At 42.6% G+C, this 19280-nt stretch carries 17 protein-coding genes and 1 riboswitch; all 17 genes read left to right on the top strand.

Going from position 1 to position 19280, the window contains the following annotated elements:
• Positions 1-72: 72 nt before the first annotated feature.
• The 17 genes from MKZ02_RS16650 to MKZ02_RS16570 all read left to right on the top strand — a co-directional run bounded on the left by MKZ02_RS16650 (position 73) and on the right by MKZ02_RS16570 (position 19216).
• Positions 73-1605 (top strand): ABC transporter ATP-binding protein, encoded by a 1533-nt coding sequence (locus MKZ02_RS16650; protein WP_120037346.1) that lies wholly within the window; start codon positions 73-75, stop codon positions 1603-1605.
• On the top strand, positions 1598-2641 hold the full coding sequence (locus MKZ02_RS16645) for an ABC transporter permease (protein ID WP_120037348.1): 1044 nt from the start codon (positions 1598-1600) through the stop codon (positions 2639-2641). Before MKZ02_RS16650 ends, MKZ02_RS16645 begins: the two co-directional genes overlap by 8 nt.
• Entirely contained in the window at positions 2642-3601 is a 960-nt protein-coding gene (locus MKZ02_RS16640; RefSeq protein ID WP_120037349.1) for an ABC transporter permease, read from the top strand.
• Positions 3602-4355: 754 nt separating this feature from the next.
• On the top strand, positions 4356-5636 hold the full coding sequence (gene yfmF, locus MKZ02_RS16635) for an EF-P 5-aminopentanol modification-associated protein YfmF (RefSeq protein WP_120037352.1): 1281 nt from the start codon (positions 4356-4358) through the stop codon (positions 5634-5636).
• Complete coding sequence (gene yfmH / locus MKZ02_RS16630) at positions 5636-6928, top strand: EF-P 5-aminopentanol modification-associated protein YfmH (protein ID WP_340854633.1); 1293 nt, start codon at positions 5636-5638, stop codon at positions 6926-6928. Before yfmF ends, yfmH begins: the two co-directional genes overlap by 1 nt.
• 96 nt (positions 6929-7024) lie before the next feature.
• The gene (gene ymfI / locus MKZ02_RS16625) at positions 7025-7747 is read left to right on the top strand and encodes an elongation factor P 5-aminopentanone reductase (RefSeq protein WP_120037356.1); all 723 of its coding nucleotides are present in this window, start codon (positions 7025-7027) and stop codon (positions 7745-7747) included.
• A 68-nt stretch (positions 7748-7815) separates the two neighbouring features.
• On the top strand, positions 7816-8073 hold the full coding sequence (locus MKZ02_RS16620; RefSeq protein WP_120037359.1) for a DUF3243 domain-containing protein: 258 nt from the start codon (positions 7816-7818) through the stop codon (positions 8071-8073).
• 114 nt (positions 8074-8187) lie between these two features.
• Complete coding sequence (locus MKZ02_RS16615; protein WP_120037362.1) at positions 8188-8979, top strand: YmfK family protein; 792 nt, start codon at positions 8188-8190, stop codon at positions 8977-8979.
• A gap of 18 nt (positions 8980-8997) precedes the next feature.
• Positions 8998-9870, top strand: a complete 873-nt coding sequence (locus MKZ02_RS16610; protein ID WP_340854629.1) for a helix-turn-helix domain-containing protein — start codon at positions 8998-9000, stop codon at positions 9868-9870.
• A 65-nt stretch (positions 9871-9935) separates the two neighbouring features.
• Complete coding sequence (gene pgsA / locus MKZ02_RS16605; protein ID WP_340854628.1) at positions 9936-10514, top strand: CDP-diacylglycerol--glycerol-3-phosphate 3-phosphatidyltransferase; 579 nt, start codon at positions 9936-9938, stop codon at positions 10512-10514.
• Positions 10515-10806: 292 nt separating this feature from the next.
• Positions 10807-12051: a competence/damage-inducible protein A gene (locus tag MKZ02_RS16600; RefSeq protein ID WP_120037368.1), complete on the top strand. Its 1245-nt coding sequence runs from the start codon at positions 10807-10809 to the stop codon at positions 12049-12051.
• Between the two features lie 88 nt (positions 12052-12139).
• A riboswitch (SAM riboswitch) is annotated at positions 12140-12250 on the top strand.
• Between the two features lie 100 nt (positions 12251-12350).
• A complete protein-coding gene (locus MKZ02_RS16595; protein ID WP_340856437.1) occupies positions 12351-13649 on the top strand; it encodes an O-acetylhomoserine aminocarboxypropyltransferase/cysteine synthase family protein in 1299 nt (432 codons plus the stop codon).
• Positions 13650-13948: 299 nt separating this feature from the next.
• Entirely contained in the window at positions 13949-14995 is a 1047-nt protein-coding gene (gene recA / locus MKZ02_RS16590; RefSeq protein WP_340854627.1) for a recombinase RecA, read from the top strand.
• 239 nt (positions 14996-15234) lie between these two features.
• Positions 15235-16794, top strand: a complete 1560-nt coding sequence (gene rny / locus MKZ02_RS16585; protein WP_120037374.1) for a ribonuclease Y — start codon at positions 15235-15237, stop codon at positions 16792-16794.
• 62 nt (positions 16795-16856) lie between these two features.
• Positions 16857-17657 (top strand): TIGR00282 family metallophosphoesterase, encoded by an 801-nt coding sequence (locus MKZ02_RS16580; RefSeq protein WP_340854626.1) that lies wholly within the window; start codon positions 16857-16859, stop codon positions 17655-17657.
• A 229-nt stretch (positions 17658-17886) separates the two neighbouring features.
• Complete coding sequence (gene spoVS, locus MKZ02_RS16575; protein ID WP_041100119.1) at positions 17887-18147, top strand: stage V sporulation protein SpoVS; 261 nt, start codon at positions 17887-17889, stop codon at positions 18145-18147.
• A 151-nt stretch (positions 18148-18298) separates the two neighbouring features.
• Positions 18299-19216, top strand: coding sequence for a dipeptidase (locus tag MKZ02_RS16570; protein ID WP_340854623.1), 918 nt, complete (start codon positions 18299-18301; stop codon positions 19214-19216).
• Positions 19217-19280: the final 64 nt, after the last annotated feature.

The raw sequence follows: 19280 nt of genomic DNA, 5'->3' as shown, positions 1-19280 counted from the left end.
GCAATCATTAATTCGTTTATCTACACGATAGCCTGTGCGGCAAGAAAAGACCTTAGATGAGGAGTGAGTCAGGTGGAATATGTTATTGAAATGCTCGGCATTCGCAAAGAGTTCAATGGATTTGTTGCCAATGATGATATAACGCTTCAATTGCGCAAGGGAGAAATTCATGCGTTGCTTGGGGAGAATGGTGCAGGCAAGTCCACGTTGATGAATGTTTTATTTGGGCTATATCAGCCTGAAAAAGGTGAAATCAAAGTTCATGGCGAAACAGTTCACATTTCCAATCCCAACGTGGCAAATGAACTGGGTATCGGCATGGTCCATCAGCACTTTATGCTCGTTGATACATTTACAGTCACCGAAAATATTATTCTCGGAAAAGAGCCTAAGTCAGGTGGGAAAATTGACATCAAGCAAGCGGAGCAAAAAGTTAGAGAAATTTCTGAACAATATGGACTGGCTGTAGATCCGACAGCGAAAGTGTCAGACATTTCCGTTGGAATGCAGCAACGTGTCGAAATTTTAAAAACTCTTTACAGGGGTGCAGAAATACTAATTTTTGATGAACCGACGGCTGTATTAACTCCGCAGGAAATTAAAGAGCTCATCCAAATCATGAAAACCCTTATTAAAGAGGGAAAGTCTATTATTCTGATTACACATAAATTGAAAGAAATCATGGAAGTGTGTGATCGTGTAACGGTTATCCGCAAAGGAAAAGGGATCGGTACAGTGAATGTATCGGAAACGGACCCTAACCACCTAGCCAGCTTAATGGTCGGAAGGGAAGTTACATTCAAAACGGATAAACAGGAAGCGCAACCGAAGGACAGTGTGTTGGAAATCAAAAGTTTATTCGTCAAGGATACAAGAGGCATTCCGGCAGTAAGAGGATTAAATTTAACTGTCCATGCTGGAGAGATTGTCGGTATTTGCGGGGTAGACGGCAATGGACAGAGCGAGCTGATCGAGGCCATTACCGGGCTTCAAAAAGCCGAAAGCGGTTCAATTCTTGTCAGCGGTCGGGAAATTACGAATCTCAAGCCGCGGAAAATAACAGAGCAAGGGGTAGCGCATATTCCTCAAGATCGCCATAAACATGGACTTGTACTTGATTTTCCGATAGGGGAGAACATGGTTTTACAAACGTATTATCAGCAACCTTATTCTAAAGCAGGCGTTTTAAATTATAAAGAGATCTATAAAAAGGCCGGCCGATTGATCAAGGAATATGATGTGCGGACGCCATCGGAATATACACCGGCTCGCGCATTGTCAGGCGGAAACCAGCAAAAAGCGATTATTGGCCGGGAAGTAGACCGTGATCCCGATCTTCTTATTGCCGCTCAACCAACCCGTGGACTGGATGTTGGTGCGATTGAATTTATTCATAAGCGACTCATCGAGCAACGGGACAAAGGAAAAGCGGTATTGCTAATCTCCTTTGAATTAGATGAAATCCTTAACATTAGCGACAGGATCGCTGTTATTTATGAAGGAGAGATTGTGGCTATTGTTAATCCAAAAGAAACAACCGAGCAAGAGCTTGGATTGTTGATGGCTGGCTCCAAACGAAAGGAAGCAGGTGAGATGAATGTCTAAACGGTTTTCTAATATGGCAGTCCCTGTTGTATCTGTATTGTTAGGATTAATTACAGGAGCCATTATTATGTTAATCAGCGGCTACAATCCGATCAGCGGTTATGTTGCACTTTGGAATGGCGCATTTGGGGATACCTTCTATCTCGGTGAAACGCTTCGGCAAATGACTCCGTATATATTTGCCGGTCTAGCTGTGGCATTTGCATTTCGGACAGGCCTGTTCAATATTGGTGTGGAAGGCCAGCTGTTAGTTGGCTGGTTGGCTTCAGTTTGGGTTGGGGTAGCTTTCGATTTGCCGAAAGCCATTCACTTACCGCTCTCTCTTTTGGCAGCGGCAGCGGCCGGTGCACTTTGGGGACTGATTCCAGGGTTGTTAAAAGCTCGTCTCCATGTCCATGAAGTTATTGTGACAATTATGATGAATTATATTGCTTTGCACGTGACAAATCATTTAATAAGAAATGTTATTAGTGATCAGTCTGATGCAACGGAAGCAGTGAAAGAAACAGCTAGTTTAAAATCTCCGTTCTTCGAATCGATCACAGATTTTTCTTCCCTTCATAACGGAATTTATCTTGGAATTATTGCCGCTATTATTATGTGGTTTGTTCTTGAAAAAACAACGCTCGGATACGAGCTTCGTTCAGTTGGTTTTAGTCAGCATGCTTCCCAGTATGCCGGTATGAATGTCAGTCGCAATATTGTTCTTTCAATGGTCATTTCAGGTGCGTTTGCTGGTCTTGGAGGAGCGATGGAAGGGCTAGGGACGTTTGGAAATGCCTTCTTGCACTCTGGATTTTCCGGCATAGGCTTCGATGGAATCGCTGTAGCACTTCTTGGTGGAAATGCAGCTATTGGTGTTGTGCTCGCTTCTTTACTATTCGGTGCTTTAAAAGTTGGAGCATTAAATATGCCAATTGAATCAGGTGTGCCGAACGAGCTTGTTGAAATCGTTATTGCTTTAATTATTTTCTTTGTTGCTTCCAGCTATATGATAAAATGGCTTCTCAGCCGATTCAAAAAGGAGGAGAAATAAGTGGATACATTAACGATTTTATCCATTATTATTTCATCGTCTCTTTTCGCAGCCGCCCCGCTTATTTTCACTGCATTAGGCGGTGTTTTCTCCGAGCGTTCCGGTGTCGTTAACATCGGTCTTGAAGGGCTGATGATTATTGGGGCGTTTACAGCTATTGTATTTAATCTAACATTCGCTTCAACCTTTGGAGCGGCTACCCCGTGGGTGGCTCTGATTGCAGCGATGATCGTCGGCGGATTGCTATCGCTTCTTCATGCGCTAGCTTCGATCACTTTCCGTGCCGATCAAGTTGTCAGTGGAGTGGCAATTAACTTTCTAGCTCTCGGTGTATCATTGTTTTTAGTGAAAATGCTTTACGATAAAGGTCAGACAGATATTATTAAATTCAACTTTAAAAAAGTGGATATCCCAGTTTTAAGTGATATTCCGGTGATTGGTCGGTTAATCTTTTCAAATATCTCTTACCCGGCTATTGTAGCGATTGCCCTGGCTTTCGTTTCTTGGTATGTGCTATTTAAAACTCCATTTGGTTTGCGTTTGCGAGCGGTAGGAGAGCATCCGATGGCAGCAGATACAATGGGTGTAAATGTAACGAAAATGCGCTACATTGCTGTTTTCATTTCTGGTTTGCTCGGTGGTTTGGGCGGAGGCGTGTATGCCCAGTCTATTTCACTCGACTTTAGCCATGCGACAATTACAGGCCAAGGCTTCATGGCTCTGGCAGCAATGATTTTTGGAAAATGGCATCCGCTCGGAGCGATGGGGGCAGCGATCTTCTTTGGGTTCGCTCAAAGCTTAAGTATCGTCGGATCAAGTATTCCATTTTTAGAGGATATTCCGGCAGTCTACTTATTAATCGCCCCTTACGTGCTGACAATTCTAGCCCTTGCTGGATTTATTGGTCGGGCCGATGCACCAAAAGCGTCCGGAACCCCATACATCAAAGGCAGCAGGTAACAAACAAGAAAAGCGAAAGGCGCTTGATTAGCGCGATAAGGGGTTGGAGGAATTTCTGTGGGAGACGTTCTGTGGCTCCTGCAGAAAGGCCGAAACCGCCCTACGCGCTAGCGCCTGCAGCCGGACAAAGAAAAGCGAAAGGCGCTTGATTAGCGCGCTAGCGGATTGGAGCTCCCGACAAGAAGTCGATTTTCAGACTTCGATAGAGAGAGCGAAATCAGCGTACGCGCTAGCGCCTGCAGCTGGACAATAAGAAAAGCGGAAACGGCCCGTTTAGACTTGTCAGACATACGCCGGACCGTCGAAGTGGCGCTCTTTGCCACACAGGCGTTCCGGTTTATGACCGAGAGTCTGGCCGTTGCAGCTGAACAAAAGAAAAGCGAAAGTACCACAATGTATTAATAAGCAAATCCCCTCTCTATCAAGAAGTGTTTCTTGATAGAGAGGGGATTTTTCTTTAAACACAGGAAGGAAGAATACTGACGTTTATTTTACAGATGTAAAATAGGAAGGCTTGTGAACTATAAGGTAAAAGAGTCGGATAGATATTTCTTGTCAGCCGCACAATCGTTTGTGTAAAAACTGAATCTACATTAGCCAGATTTTGAAGAATTTTACTCGGATGGTACGTTTCAATTTTCAATTAGGCGCCTCTCATGTATAGTGAAATTAAGTTTTTCATAAATATGGGCATGAATTATAGGATAAACGGATAAAAATATAGACATAGCTGCTGGAAAAGGAGGGTATTTTAGTGACATTAGTCAATGAAAATATTATAAAAAAAGAAGGGTACACATTACACATCGTAAAGACTGATAAATATAAGACAAATACGATTGTCTTTAGGATGAAAGCTCCGCTTGAAAAAGAAACTGTAACGAAGAGGGCTTTGCTTCCTTATGTTCTTCAAAGCAATTCGGAAAAGTACCCAACATCCACACATCTGCGTTCATATCTTGACGATTTATATGGTGCTGGCTTTTATGTAGATGTAGCAAAAAAAGGAGACTTTCATGTGATGAGCTTTTCATTGGAAGTAGCGAATGAGAAGTTTCTAAAAGCAGGAGAGCCGCTGCTCGAAAAAGCGTTGCAATTTATGCATGAAATCTTGCAGAGACCGAAAGTGAGCAATGGAGCGTTAGATAAAGATACGGTACAAGATGAAAAGCGTAATCTAAAACAAAGAATTCAGTCCATCTATGATGATAAAATGCGTTTTGCAAGCGCTCGTCTCCTCGAAGAAATGTACAAAGGAGATCCTTATGCTCTTCAGGCAAACGGCCTGTATGAAGCAGTAGATGAAATAAATGAAACCGATTTATATAAGTATTATGAACAAGCATTTTCGGAAGATGAAATGGATATGTATATCGTTGGAGATGTGGAAGCTGATCAAGTGGAAAAAATAGCTGGCCGCTTATTTCAGTTCAACAACAGAAATCCCCGATCTCCCCAATCAGCGAAACAAACAGCCTCACCTTCTGAGCCCAAAGAAGTTGTAGAAAAGCAGGAAATCAATCAAGGAAAACTTCATATTGGCTATCGCACTCATATTACTTTTGGTGACGATGACTACTTTGCTTTGCAGATGTTTAACGGGATTTTTGGTGGATTTTCTCACTCCAAATTGTTTATGAATGTGAGGGAAAAAGAAAGCCTAGCCTACTACGCAGCGAGCCGCTTGGAAAGCCATAAAGGCTTCTTGATGGTTCTTTCAGGAATTGACAGCAAAAATTACAGCAAAGCTGTAAAGATCATTGCTGAGCAGCTTCAAGCGATGAAAAAGGGAGAAGTTTCTGAAAGAGAGCTGGAGCAAACAAAAGCCGTCATCCGCAACCAGATACTTGAGACGCTTGATACAGCGAGAGGTACTATTGAAATGCTCTATCATAATGTTATAGGCAAAACGGCAGTCACGATTGATAATTGGCTGGAGGCAGCAGAGCGAATGACAATAGAGGAAGTTGTAGCGGTTGCCAATAAAGTGGAAATAGATACGGTGTACTTTCTGTCGGGAACGGAGGAAGAATAATGGAGAAAATTCTGTTTGATCAGCTGCAGGAAGAATTGTATTTTGAGAAAATGGATAATGGATTAGATGTGTATGTACTTCCGAAAAAAGGCTTTAATAAAACATACGCTACCTTTACGACAAAGTATGGGTCCATTGACAATCAGTTTATCCCACAGGGAGGGAGCGAGTATGTCCGGGTACCAGATGGGATTGCTCACTTTTTGGAGCATAAAATGTTTGAGAAAGCAGATGGCGACGTGTTTCAATATTTTAGCCGTCAAGGCGCCTCAGCGAACGCTTTTACTTCTTTTACGAGAACAGCCTACCTGTTTTCCAGCACAGACAAAGTAATGGACAATCTAGAGACACTTATAAACTTTGTCCAAGATCCGTATTTCACTGAACAGACAGTGGAAAAGGAAAAGGGCATTATTGGTCAGGAAATACGTATGTATGATGATAATCCAGACTGGCAGGCTTATTTTGGCCTTATTGAGAATATGTACCACAACCATCCAGTAAAGATTGATATTGCTGGTACGGTAGAATCCATCGCAGAAATTACAAAAGATCACTTATACGAGTGTTATCGCACGTTTTATCACCCGAGCAACATGCTTTTGTTTATAGTTGGCTCGGTTGATCCCGAGAAAACCATTGGGTTCGTTCGCGAAAATCAAGCAAAAAAAGAGTATCAAAAGCAAGAGGAAATCAAACGTTTGATAGAGCAGGAGCCAGAAGAGGTTAACGAGAAAAAACGAGTTCTTAAAATGAATGTTCAATTACCGAAGTGTCAAGTTGGTATCAAAGCAATCGATACTGAATTGCAGGGAAAAGAATTACAAAAGCGGGAACTGACGATGAATATATTGCTTGATATACTTTTTGGAAAAAGTTCCCCGCTCTATTATCCGCTTTATCGAGAAGGGCTAATTGATGAAACATTTTATTACGACTTTACCCAGGAGAAGGGCTTTGGTTTTGCGATGGTCGGTGGAGATACAACCAAGCCGGAGGAGCTGGGAGAACGCATTCGTACTATTTTGCTTGAAGCGAAAGAAGGAAAACATCTAACAGAAGAGGCCGTACAGCGGTCTATTCGAAAAAAGATCGGTTCTTTTTTACGATCGGTTAATTCACCAGAATATATTGCCAATCAATTTATTCGTTATGCCTTCAATGAAATGGATTTATTTGAAGTAGTGCCACTCTTGGAAGCAATTACGCTGGAAGATGTAAAGAACACTGCCGAACGAATGGTGGCAGAAAACCGCCTGACCGCTTTTTATATCTTGCCTAAACAGGCATAAATAGGTAGCAGGGCAGCTGGATTCTCTTTTTTCATGACATCATGGGGAAAGGGAGTCCAGCTGCTTCCTTGTGTAGAGAGAATGGGGGAGTAAACAGTGAAGAAGTATGCGCTTGTTACAGGAGCGAGCGGAGGAATAGGAGAAGAAATTTCCAGGAAGCTAGCAAAAGAAGGATGGAACTTGTATTTGCAATACTATAAAGGAAAAGAAAAAATAAAGTCGTTACAAAAAGAGCTGGAAAACATGGGAGCAGAGGTGATCCCGATCCAGGCAGATTTAACTTCTGCTGCAGGTGCTCACTTTCTGTCGAGCCAGTTATTTGCCCTGGAGGCTGCCGTATTTGCAGGAGGAACGGCTCACTACAGCTTATTTCAAGAGATTGAAGAAGAGGAAATGGATAAGCTTTGGCAGCTTCACGTCAAAAGTCCTATGATCATTGTGCAAAAGTTAATTCCAAAGCTTCGCAAAGCAATTTCACCCTCAGTTGTTTTAGTTTCTTCGGTGTGGGGACAGACAGGGGCCGCTTGTGAGGTAGCTTATTCGACGGTAAAAGGCGCCCAAATTGCATTTGTGAAGGCATTAGCAAAAGAGTTAGCTCCTTCCAATATTCGTGTGAACGCGATTGCTCCGGGAGCGGTTAATACACCTATGATGGAAAAATTTACAATGGAAGAAAAAGCAGAAATAGCAGCTGATATTCCAATGGGGCGTCTTGGTGCTGCAGCCGAAGTAGCTGAAGCGGTTTACTTCGTCTGTTCACCTGCAGCTTCTTACATAACAGGTCAAGTGCTTGCTGTAAATGGCGGCTGGTACACATGATTCATATGCATAATTTTTCTCTCGGGGAACAAACTAATGTTGCAACTCAATAAAGGAGGGACAACGACATGTCAGTACTCGAAAATTGGCACGAATGGAAAAACTTCTTGGGAGACAAATTAAATCAAGCCACAAACTCAGGAATGAACAATGATGTAATCAATAATATGGCTTATCAAGTTGGTGATTATCTTGCCAACAAAGTCGACCCGAAAAACGAGCAGGAAAGAGTATTATCTGATTTGTGGTCCGTTGCTTCAGAAGAAGAACAAAGAGCAATTGCAAGCATGATGGTAAAATTAGTTCAAAATAATGGTAGTCGCTAAGAGAGGGAGCTTTTCCCTCTCTTTTTTCTTTCATTACAGAGATAAATCATATATGATAGTACCTAGACATTATCATTAATGGGCTTTTTGATGAAGCCGCTAGGAGCGTTATCTATGTCCAAAAAAGAATGGTATTTAGAATATAAAATTGTTAAAAACCGTCCAGGGCTGTTAGGAGATGTTGCTTCGCTACTCGGTATGCTTTCCATTAATATTGTAACAATTAATGGCGTGGATGAGGCGAGCCGCGGCCTTTTAATGTTGGCAGAAAGCGAAGACCAAATCAGAAGGCTTGAATCCATTTTAATGACGATGGACACGATTCAAATTATTAAATTAAGGGAACCTAAACTAAGAGACCGAATGGCTGTCCGCCATGGCCGCTATATCCAAAGAGATGCGGACGACAAAAAAACATTCCGTTTCGTTCGGGATGAACTTGGACTTCTCGTTGATTTTATGGCAGAATTGTATAAAATGGAAGGGCACAAATTAATTGGCATTCGTGGCATGCCAAGGGTTGGAAAAACAGAATCCATTGTAGCGGCAAGTGTTTGTGCCAATAAGAGATGGTTATTCGTTTCGTCGACAATGATTAAGCAAACTGTTCGTGATCAGTTAATTCGGGACGAATACAATCCAAATCACCTTTTTATTATGGATGGGGTTGTATCGATAAAGAGAGCCAATGAAAGACATTGGCAGCTCGTTCGGGAAATTATGAGACTGCCTGCCGTTAAAGTAGTGGAACATCCAGATATTTTTGTACAAAATAGCGAGTACAGTTTAGAGGACTTTGATTATATTATTGAACTTCGCAATCATCCTGATGAAGAAATTACATACGAGCCGGTGGAGAAGAACAACTTATTCCAGGATATGGACTTTGGTGGTTTTAACTTTTAATTATGGAAGGTGTTATGGGTGACAGAATTAGGAAACCGCTTAAGAGAAGCACGGGAGGCGAAAGGGCTATCCTTAGCAGATGTGCAGGAAATGACAAAGATTCAGAAAAGATATTTAAAGGGCATAGAAGAGGGGAATTATGAGCTGATGCCCGGCAAATTTTATGTACGGGCGTTTATCAAGCAATATGCTGAAGCGGTTGGGCTTGACCATGAGCAATTGTTTGAAGAATATAAAAATGAAATTCCTTCTTCCTATGAAGATGAAATTCCTCAAAGAGCGACAAAAGTAGAGAAAGTACGGACGACGGCGCCAGCTGAACCGTCCAAGCTTCTTGAGTATTTACCGAGGATTTTAGTGACGGCTTTTGTTGTCGGAGCACTTTTTCTAGTTTGGTTTCTTATCCCTAAGAGTGATTCTAATGACAAAGCGGTGAAGGAAGAAACCGTTGTTGAACAGCCGAAAGACCAGACGGATGATAAGAAAGAAGCCAAGGAGCCAAAAAAAGAAACGAACAAAGAGCCTAAAAAAGAAGAGAAAGTCGAAGAGCCTGCTAAGCCTGCACAAACCTTAACTGCAGCAGGGGCGAGCGGCAGAAAAGCCACATACGTTCTTCAAAATGCAGAGAAATTCGAGGTAACTATTCTATCTAAAGGGGAGACATGGATAGGAGTAACTGATGGAAGCGGAAAAAGCTATTATAATAATATGTTGGCAAAAGGACAGTCGCAAACATTTAATTTAACAGGACAGACAGAAGCGAAAATTGTCGTTGGCTTTGCACCGGATACGGAAATTAAAGTAAACGGCGAAACGCTGGCGTATCAGCTTCCGGCTGCCAAACAGGTAAGACAAGACATTATTATTCAGGCGAAACCTGCCGGACAATAATTTGGCAGTTTTTTGGATAGCTTCTTTGTAAGTTGTCTGTCGATAGAATAGTTGGAGGGTCGACTGTGAATTTACCGAATAAAATTACTGTTTCAAGGATTTTAATGATCCCGCTCTTTTTGGTGATCATGTTAGTTGAGTTTAATTGGGGGGACCTTACAGTATTTGGTACCACCATGCCGGCTGCCCACTTTTGGGGAGCCATGCTATTTATTTTAGCCTCAACGACTGACTGGGTTGATGGCTATTATGCGAGAAAATTAAACCAGGTCACAAACTTGGGGAAATTTTTAGATCCGCTCGCTGATAAGTTACTTGTATCAGCAGCCTTAATCGTGCTTGTTGATTTTAATTTAGCTGCTTCCTGGATTGTCATTCTTATTATCAGCAGGGAGTTTGCGGTAACGGGCTTACGGTTAATCTTAGCTGGAGAAGGCGAAGTGGTTGCGGCTAATATGCTTGGGAAAATTAAGACGTGGGCGCAGATTATTGCCATTGCGGCTTTATTGCTTCATAATGCGCCATTTGAAGGATTAGGAATTCCATTTGCAGATATCGCCCTTTGGATAGCGGCATTCTTTACCGTTTGGTCCGGCTGGGATTACTTCTATCTTAACCGTGGCGTGTTTAAACATTCAAAGTAAAAGAAAAGGTTGCTCCAAAGTAAGCCCCGTTGTGTTTATAGTATTTAAAATTTACCACGATACTATATAAAATAAGGCTGCTTATGGAGCAGCCTTATTTTTAATAAAGGCCCCTGTTCCATTACTTGCTTGTTGATTTATACTGCAGGCGGACGCTTTCCGCTGGCGGTCTGTGCGCCATCTTACCAGGACTCACTTTCTCCGCTAAAGACACTTTCTTCTGCTACAATCAACTATCGAAAAAACAATATTCATCTTTAACAGGGCCTGAATAAGAGAAGGGATGACAAAAATGAATGCAGAAATTATTGCAGTTGGTTCCGAGTTGCTGTTAGGGCAAATTACAAATACAAACGCCCAGTTTCTCTCTCAGCAATTAGCGGAAATTGGGGTGAATGTGTACTATCATACGGTTGTTGGGGACAATAGTAGCCGTGTGCTCGATGCAATAAAGGAAGCGGAAAAAAGAGCGGACTTGCTAATCTTTACAGGTGGGCTTGGTCCTACGAAGGATGATTTAACAAAGGAAGCAATTGCCGCTCATATTGGTCGTCCGCTTGTTTATAACGAAGAGGCCTTAAAAAGTATTGAAAACTACTTTGTAAAAACGAAGCGCCCGATGACACCAAACAATAAAAAACAGGCCCTGGTCATGGAGGGCTGTCTCGTTTTAGCGAATGATCATGGCATGGCGCCAGGGATGATGGTAAAAGGAAAGAATCATTTCTATATGCTTTTGCCTGGGCCACCCCGGGAAATGCAGCCGATGTTTGTCCGCTATGGAAAGCCGGCGCTATTAGATGTGCTTGAAAAAGTTGAAAAAATAGAGTCACGCGTATTAAGGTTTTTTGGTATTGGAGAATCTGCTTTAGAAACAGAAGTAGAGGATTTGTTACTCGCACAACAAAATCCGACGATTGCCCCGCTTGCTGGTGATGGAGAGGTAACACTGCGAATCACTGCTAAACACGAATCGGAAGAAACCGCCTTACAGATGATACAAGAAGCAGAGGAGGAAATTCTTCGCCGGGTCGGGGAATACTTTTATGGCTATAATGATACGTCCATTGCCCGTGAGCTAGCGGAGCGCTTAAAGGAAACATCTCATACGTTAGCAGCAGCTGAAAGCTTAACAGGGGGATTGTTTCAAAGTGAAATGACAGCTATTCCCGGAGCGAGCATTTTCTTTAATGGCGGGATTGTTTGCTACTCCAATGAAGCAAAGGAAAAACTCGTGCAAGTGAAGCCAGAAACGCTTGAAAGTTATGGTGCCATTAGTGAACAGTGTGCTATTGAATTAGCGGAAAATGTCCGCAGTCTTTTGAATGCTGACTTCGGTATTAGCTTTACCGGAGTGGCGGGACCGGATAAATCGGAAGGACACTCGCCTGGTACTGTATGGATTGGTCTTGCTTCAAAGCACAGGGAAACAAAAGTATTTAAACTCCAATTAGTAGGCAGCCGCGAAGGAATTAGAAAGCGCTCAGTTAAGTATGGGTGTCATTATTTGTTGGCTGAGCTTGCTGGAGATAAGTGAAAACATTCGGAATATTATTGACTATTCTGATCGCTATGCTATATAATAAAAACCAAGAGATTATGAGTTACGCAATTAAATAGAAGTACTCTTATTGAGAGCGGTGGAGGGATTAGGCCCGATGAAGCCCGGCAACCTTCAGACAAATTGTCTGAAACGGTGCTAATTCCTGCAGGCGTATGTGCCTGAGAGATAAGAGGAGGATCCTATAATAAAGCCCTCTTCTTACAACAGAAGAGGGCTTTTTAGTTATTCTTCAGGTTACTAGCGCTTTATTTAATAATTGGGAGGGATTAATGATGACAAACGAACAGTGGAACAAAGAAACAATTTTACTTCATGGAGGACAAGTGCCGGATCCGGTTACTGGCGCCCGTGCCGTTCCGATTTATGAAACGACTTCTTATGTATTTGAAGATACAGATCATGCTAACGCCCTATTTGCTTTGCAAAAGCCAGGAAATATTTATACGCGTATTACCAACCCGACAGTAGATGTGTTTGAAAAGCGTGTGGCTGCATTGGAAAAGGGAGCAGCAGCAGTGGCGCTCTCATCAGGAATGGCTGCCATTTCCTTTTCAATTCTTAATCTGGCTCACGCGGGCGATGAAATTATAGCGGCAGCTAATTTATACGGAGGCACCTATAACCTTTTTGCCAATACGCTTCCTAAATACGGGATTAATGTAAAGTTTGTTGATTCTACTGATCCGGAAAATTTCCGCAAAGCGATCACTCCAAAAACAAAAGCTCTGTTTGGAGAAATTATCGGAAATCCTTCCTTGAATGTGCTTGATGTGGAAAAGGTGGCAGATATTGCTCATGAAAATGGTATTCCGCTCATTGTAGATAATACGTTTGCTTCTCCTTACGGAGCTAATCCGCTTGTTCGAGGGGCCGACATTGTCGTTCATTCCGCTACGAAATGGATCAGCGGCCATGGAACAGTCATCGGTGGTATAGTAGTAGATGGAGGAACATTCAATTGGAACAGTGAAAAGTTTCCTGGCTTTACGGAGCCGGATGAATCTTATAATGGTTTAAGATTTGCGGACCTGGAAGGCCCAGCCTTTGCTATCAAATTACGCGTACAGTTGTTACGGGATTTTGGCCCTTCCTTGAGTGCCCATAGCGCTTTCTTGTTGCTTCAAGGGCTGGAAACGTTGCATTTACGTATTCAGCGCCATCATGAAAACACGCTTGCTATCGTCGATTATTTGAAAAATCATCCGGCAGTAGATTGGGTATCTCATCCAAGCTTGGAGGATCATCCATCTCATGAATTAGCGAAGAAATACTTGGCTAATACGTTTGGTTCTATTGTTGTATTTGGCATTAAAGGCGGCCGCGAAGCAGGTAAAAAAGTGATTGATAACATTAAACTGTGGTCACATGTTGCCAATGTGGGGGATGGCAAGTCACTCATTATTCACCCGGCTTCTACCACACATCAGCAATTAAGCAGTGAAGACTTAGCAAAATCGGGTACGAAAGAAGAAATGATCCGTTTATCCATCGGACTGGAGTCAACTGAGGACCTGATTGCTGACTTGAATCAGGCGATTGAAAAAGCGACTGGCGTAGCTGTAGAAGCTTAACGCTTTTCCTTATTAAATAAAGAATATGACAGGCTTAAAATTATCCTCTCCTGCTTTTTTATGATAAAATAAAAAAGCAGGAGTTACTTTTTTTTTCTTCTTTTTTTCCGCTATTTCTTCTACTACTTTTCTAGTTTCTTATCCATTCTTCTTCTCAGGAGGAAAAATAAAAAAACCGAATAAATGTTCGCTTTTTACTTGAAATTGTCTCAATAAAAAGGTATAGTTAGTATAGATTATGAAACAACATGTCACTGTGCATTTACTTAATAGATTGTTAATTTTAAGGAGGAATTTTAGTGAACGATCGTCAAGCAGCATTGGATATGGCCTTAAAGCAAATTGAAAAACAATTTGGTAAAGGGTCTATCATGAAATTAGGAGAACAAACAGACCGGAAAATTTCCACTAGTCCAAGCGGCTCGCTTGCTCTTGACGCAGCCCTTGGTGTAGGGGGTTATCCACGCGGTCGGGTCGTTGAGATCTATGGGCCGGAAAGCTCTGGTAAAACTACCGTGGCTCTTCACGCTATTGCTGAAGTACAAGCTGCCGGCGGTCAAGCTGCTTTCATTGATGCAGAGCATGCGCTTGATCCTGTATACGCTCAGAAATTAGGAGTCAACATTGATGAGTTGTTGCTTTCTCAGCCGGATACAGGCGAGCAAGCACTTGAAATTGCCGAAGCTCTCGTACGAAGCGGTGCTATCGATATCCTGATTGTTGACTCGGTTGCAGCCCTTGTTCCAAAGGCTGAAATTGAAGGAGAAATGGGCGACTCCCATGTCGGCCTGCAGGCACGTTTAATGTCACAGGCGCTTCGCAAGCTGTCTGGTGCTATTAATAAATCTAAAACAATTGCAATCTTCATTAACCAAATTCGTGAGAAAGTCGGGATTATGTTCGGTAACCCGGAAACAACGCCTGGAGGCCGTGCGCTCAAGTTTTATAGCTCCGTCCGCCTGGAAGTTCGCCGTGCTGAAGCACTGAAACAAGGAAATGAAATTGTAGGAAACAAAACAAAGATTAAAGTAGTGAAAAATAAAGTGGCTCCTCCGTTCCGTGTAGCAGAAGTCGATATCATGTATGGAGAAGGAATCTCCAGAGAAGGTGAAATCATCGATATGGGATCAGAGGTAGATATTGTTCAAAAGAGCGGTGCTTGGTATTCATATAATGAGGAACGCCTTGGTCAAGGGCGTGAGAATGCAAAGCAGTTCTTAAAGGAAAATCCGGCTGTTCGTCAGGAGATTATGATGAAGATCCGCCAGCATTATGGTCTTGATGCTGACTTTGTAGAAGTAGAGGAAGCAGAAGAGACAGAAGAATTCAGTTTGCTTGACGAATAATAAACAGGAGCGGTGTCAGGAGACATCGCTCCTCTTGTTTTTTATTAGTCTCGAAGAAGACTGTTACCGTGATGAAACTCTTGACAAGAAATTTTCACAACTATAAAATTGAGATGTATATTTTACATTTTTTTCTCTTAAAAATGGAAATGAGAAGCTGTATATTGAAATGATAACACAATGTATCAGCCGACATGTTAAAAGCATGGCAAAAGTTCATAGCAAGAGGAGGTGAAAGGATGGAACCCATTACAATCATCTTCATTTTGCTTGGCCTAATCGTCGGTGTAGTTGTTGGCTATTTTGTTCGAAAGTCCATTGCAGAATCAAAGATTGCAGGAGCTAAAAGTGCTGCAGAGCAAATTATTGACGACGCAAAGCGTGAGGCAGAATCGCTAAAGAAAGAAGCCCTGCTTGAAGCAAAGGATGAAATTCACAAGCTTCGTACAGACACGGAGTTAGAACTTCGTGAACGAAGAAACGAATTGCAAAAACAAGAGAATCGTTTGTTACAGAAGGAAGAGAACCTCGACCGAAAAGATGAATCGCTGGATAAACGCGAATTACAGCTCGAGAAAAAAGAGGAGATTCTTGCTGAGAGACAACAACATATTGAAGAGATGGACAGCAAAGTGGAAGAGATGATCAAAAAGCAGCAGGCGGAACTAGAACGAATCGCCAGTCTTACTCGGGACGAAGCCCGCTCGATTATCTTGGATCGAACGGAGCAAGAGCTTGCGCACGATATTGCTGTAATGACAAAAGAGCAAGAAAACCGAGCGAAAGAAGAAGCAGACAAGAAAGCGAAGTCAATCCTTTCTCTTGCCATTCAGCGCTGTGCGGCCGATCATGTGGCAGAAACAACTGTATCAGTTGTTACTTTGCCAAATGATGAAATGAAAGGTCGTATCATTGGACGGGAAGGACGAAACATCCGTACACTGGAAACGCTGACAGGTATTGATTTGATTATTGATGATACACCGGAAGCAGTAATTCTCTCTGGATTTGATCCAATTCGTCGGGAAACTGCCAAGATTGCTCTTGAAAAACTCGTACAGGATGGACGTATCCATCCAGCGCGTATCGAAGAAATGGTAGATAAAGCGCGCAGAGAAGTAGATGAGCATATCCGGGAGGTCGGTGAGCAGACAACTTTCGAAGTAGGTGTTCATGGATTACATCCGGATTTGATTAAAATTCTTGGTCGATTGAAATATCGTACAAGCTACGGCCAGAATGTGCTGAAGCATTCCATGGAAGTTGCTTTCCTTACTGGCTTGTTGGCAGCAGAGCTTGGGGAAGATGAAACACTTGCCCGCCGTGCCGGCTTGCTTCATGACATCGGTAAAGCTGTCGATCATGAAGTGGAAGGAAGCCATGTAGAAATTGGTGTGGAACTCGCGACAAAATATAAAGAGCATCCAGTTGTTATTAATAGTATTGCTTCTCACCACGGAGACACTGAGCCAACTTCTATTATTGCTGTACTCGTGGCTGCAGCCGATGCACTGTCCGCTGCCAGACCGGGTGCCCGCAGTGAAACGCTGGAAAACTATATTCGCCGCCTGGAGAAACTCGAGGAAATTGCCGAATCTTATGAGGGCGTAGAGAAATCTTTTGCTATCCAAGCTGGACGCGAAGTGCGGATTATCGTTAAGCCTGAACAGGTGGATGATTTGCAAGCGCACCGACTGGCACGTGATATTCGGAAACGAATTGAGGGAGAGCTTGATTATCCAGGTCATATTAAAGTAACAGTCATAAGAGAAACGCGTGCTGTGGAATATGCGAAATAAAGCGGTGTGAGTGATCACACCGCTTTCCCTATGGGGAAATAAAGGTAAGGAAAGGAATTTATATGAGGATATTATTTGTAGGCGATGTTGTCGGGTCTCCAGGGCGCGACATGATTAATCAGTATTTACCAAGACTTAAAAATAAGTATCGGCCAGAGCTGACAATCGTTAATGGAGAAAATGCTGCTTCAGGACGGGGGATTACCGAAAAAATTTACCGCCAGTTTTTAGTAGACGGGGCTGACGTGGTTACGCTTGGCAACCATGCTTGGGATAATAGGGATGTTTTCGAATTTATTGATGAGGCCAATGCACTCGTTCGGCCGGCTAATTTTCCAGAAGGCACTCCAGGAACTGGATTGTTATTCATTAAGCGTGCCGGTGTAGAAGCGGCAGTGATTAATCTTCAAGGGCGTACATTTATGCCCGCTCTTGATTGTCCCTTTGAAAAAGCCAAAGCACTCGTCGCCAAAGCACGTGAACGGACGCCGATTGTTTTTGTTGATTTTCATGCGGAAGCGACAAGTGAAAAACAGGCAATTGGCTGGTTTTTAGATGGAAATGTGTCTGCTGTGATAGGAACACATACTCATGTGCAAACAGCGGATAATCGCATTTTGCCAAAAGGCACAGCGTACTTATCAGATGTTGGAATGACAGGACCATATGATGCGATTCTTGGTATGGAGAAGGAAGCAGTTTTAAAGAAATTTGTCACAGGGCTGCCGGTGCGGTTTGAAGTGCCGAAAAGTGGAAGAACACAATTAAGCGCTTGTTTGATTGAAGTTGATAAAAAAACAGGAAAAGCCAAAGCTATTGACCGTATTCTCATTAATGAGGATACACCATTTATTGCTGAGTAGCCTGGTGTCCCCTTTTGTTTAACGAGTGATCCGAGCAAGATAAGCCTGCTAAAGCGCGCTCTGCTTTTTCTCTAGCTGAAAAGGCTACTATGTGAAGTTCCTAGGGTTTCTTAGTTGAAGTCTGTAATACAGGAGCCTGTCCTCGAATATAGTAGAAATGGAAGGATAGCGAGCAACTATGTTCACTTAAATGAGCATTCGGTATCGTTTAACAAAAGGAGGACAAGAAATGGAGATATTAAAAGTTTCGGCAAAATCTAATCCTAATTCTGTAGCTGGTGCACTTGCCGGTGTTCTTCGGGAAAGAGGGGCGGCTGAAATTCAGGCAATTGGGGCTGGTGCGCTTAATCAAGCGGTCAAGGCAGTAGCGATTGCACGAGGATTTGTTGCTCCAAGCGGGGTAGATTTAATTTGCATCCCAGCTTTTACAGACATTATGATTGAAGGAGAAGAACGAACTGCAATCAAATTGATTGTCGAACCTCGATAACATCATAAATATGGATAAAAACCGGCCTTTTGATAGTACAGGAGAAGAAGGATTAGTCTTCTGCTCTGCTTTCTTAAGGCGGGTTTTTCTTTTTTTACGCTTTGTTGTTTCGCCTTTATGAATCAGAAACATTTCTGAAAGGATGAGAAAAATGGTGTTTGATGCACACTGTGACGTCTTATATCAATTACAAAAAGATCCAAGGAAAAATTTTGATGATCCTTCCTTGCATGTGACACACAAAAGACTTAAACGAGCGAAAGCCAAGGTTCAATGTTTTGCGATCTTTCTTCCAACTTCAGTGAGGCCAAACGATCGGTTCCGCTCGGCATTAGAGCAAATTGATTTATTTTACAAGAAGGTGATTGATCCCTATCCAGATATGAAAGTGATTACAACTAGGCGGGAATTGGAAGAGCTGAAAAACGGAGAAATTGGCGCCGTACTTACGCTCGAAGGCGGTGAGGCAATTGAAGAAGACCCATTAAAGCTATCGACCCTATACCGGCTCGGTGTAAGGTCCGTCGGTTTAACGTGGAATCACACTAATGCTTTGGCAGACGGTGCTATGACTAAAAGGGGAGCGGGTATAACTGAATTTGGAAGTCGCGTTGTCCGTATGCTGAATGAATGGAAGGCTTGGACAGATGTATCTCATTTGTCGGAGAAGGCCTTTTGGGATGTAATGGAACAGGCTGATCATCCAATTGCTAGTCATTCAAATTGCTACACCCTTTGTCCGCATCCGCGCAATTTGAAAGATGATCAAATTCAAGCATTAATTGAAAAGGATAGCGTGGTCGGCCTCTCCTTTGTACCGTTTTTTATTAAGGAACATGGAAAGGTATATGCTCAAGACTTGCTGAAGCACGTAGAGCATATTTGTGAACTGGGGGGTGAAAACCATCTTGGTTTCGGCTCGGATTTTGATGGCATTGACGAAATGATTCAAGGTTGGGATTCATATGAGGCCTACGAGCAATGGACAGAGATTCTTCAAAAGTACTATTCCGCCAGCCAAGTAGAAAAGTTTCTTTGGACGAATTTTTCAAGTCGATTTCCGGGATGAGGGTCACGTTTAGCTATAGTGATTCAACTGTAAAAGTGATAAACTAAAAAAGTAATAGTTTTGA

This window comes from Pseudobacillus sp. FSL P4-0506 (assembly GCF_038003025.1).
Lineage (GTDB): Bacteria > Bacillota > Bacilli > Bacillales > Domibacillaceae > Pseudobacillus.
Note: the sequence above shows the minus strand (reverse complement) of the source record. Positions and strands in the feature narration are given on the sequence as shown.

Excerpts from the sequence above, each read along its gene's own strand:
- rny (WP_120037374.1), top strand. The coding sequence starts at position 15,235 with ATGGAACCCATTACAATCATCTTCATTTTGCTTGGCCTAATCGTCGGT.
- MKZ02_RS16570 (WP_340854623.1), top strand. The coding sequence starts at position 18,299 with ATGGTGTTTGATGCACACTGTGACGTCTTATATCAATTACAAAAAGAT.
- MKZ02_RS16645 (WP_120037348.1), top strand. The coding sequence starts at position 1,598 with ATGTCTAAACGGTTTTCTAATATGGCAGTCCCTGTTGTATCTGTATTG.
- MKZ02_RS16595 (WP_340856437.1), top strand. The coding sequence starts at position 12,351 with ATGACAAACGAACAGTGGAACAAAGAAACAATTTTACTTCATGGAGGA.
- MKZ02_RS16615 (WP_120037362.1), top strand. The coding sequence starts at position 8,188 with ATGTCCAAAAAAGAATGGTATTTAGAATATAAAATTGTTAAAAACCGT.
- MKZ02_RS16580 (WP_340854626.1), top strand. The coding sequence starts at position 16,857 with ATGAGGATATTATTTGTAGGCGATGTTGTCGGGTCTCCAGGGCGCGAC.
- spoVS (WP_041100119.1), top strand. The coding sequence starts at position 17,887 with ATGGAGATATTAAAAGTTTCGGCAAAATCTAATCCTAATTCTGTAGCT.
- MKZ02_RS16600 (WP_120037368.1), top strand. The coding sequence starts at position 10,807 with ATGAATGCAGAAATTATTGCAGTTGGTTCCGAGTTGCTGTTAGGGCAA.
- MKZ02_RS16620 (WP_120037359.1), top strand. The coding sequence starts at position 7,816 with ATGTCAGTACTCGAAAATTGGCACGAATGGAAAAACTTCTTGGGAGAC.
- yfmH (WP_340854633.1), top strand. The coding sequence starts at position 5,636 with ATGGAGAAAATTCTGTTTGATCAGCTGCAGGAAGAATTGTATTTTGAG.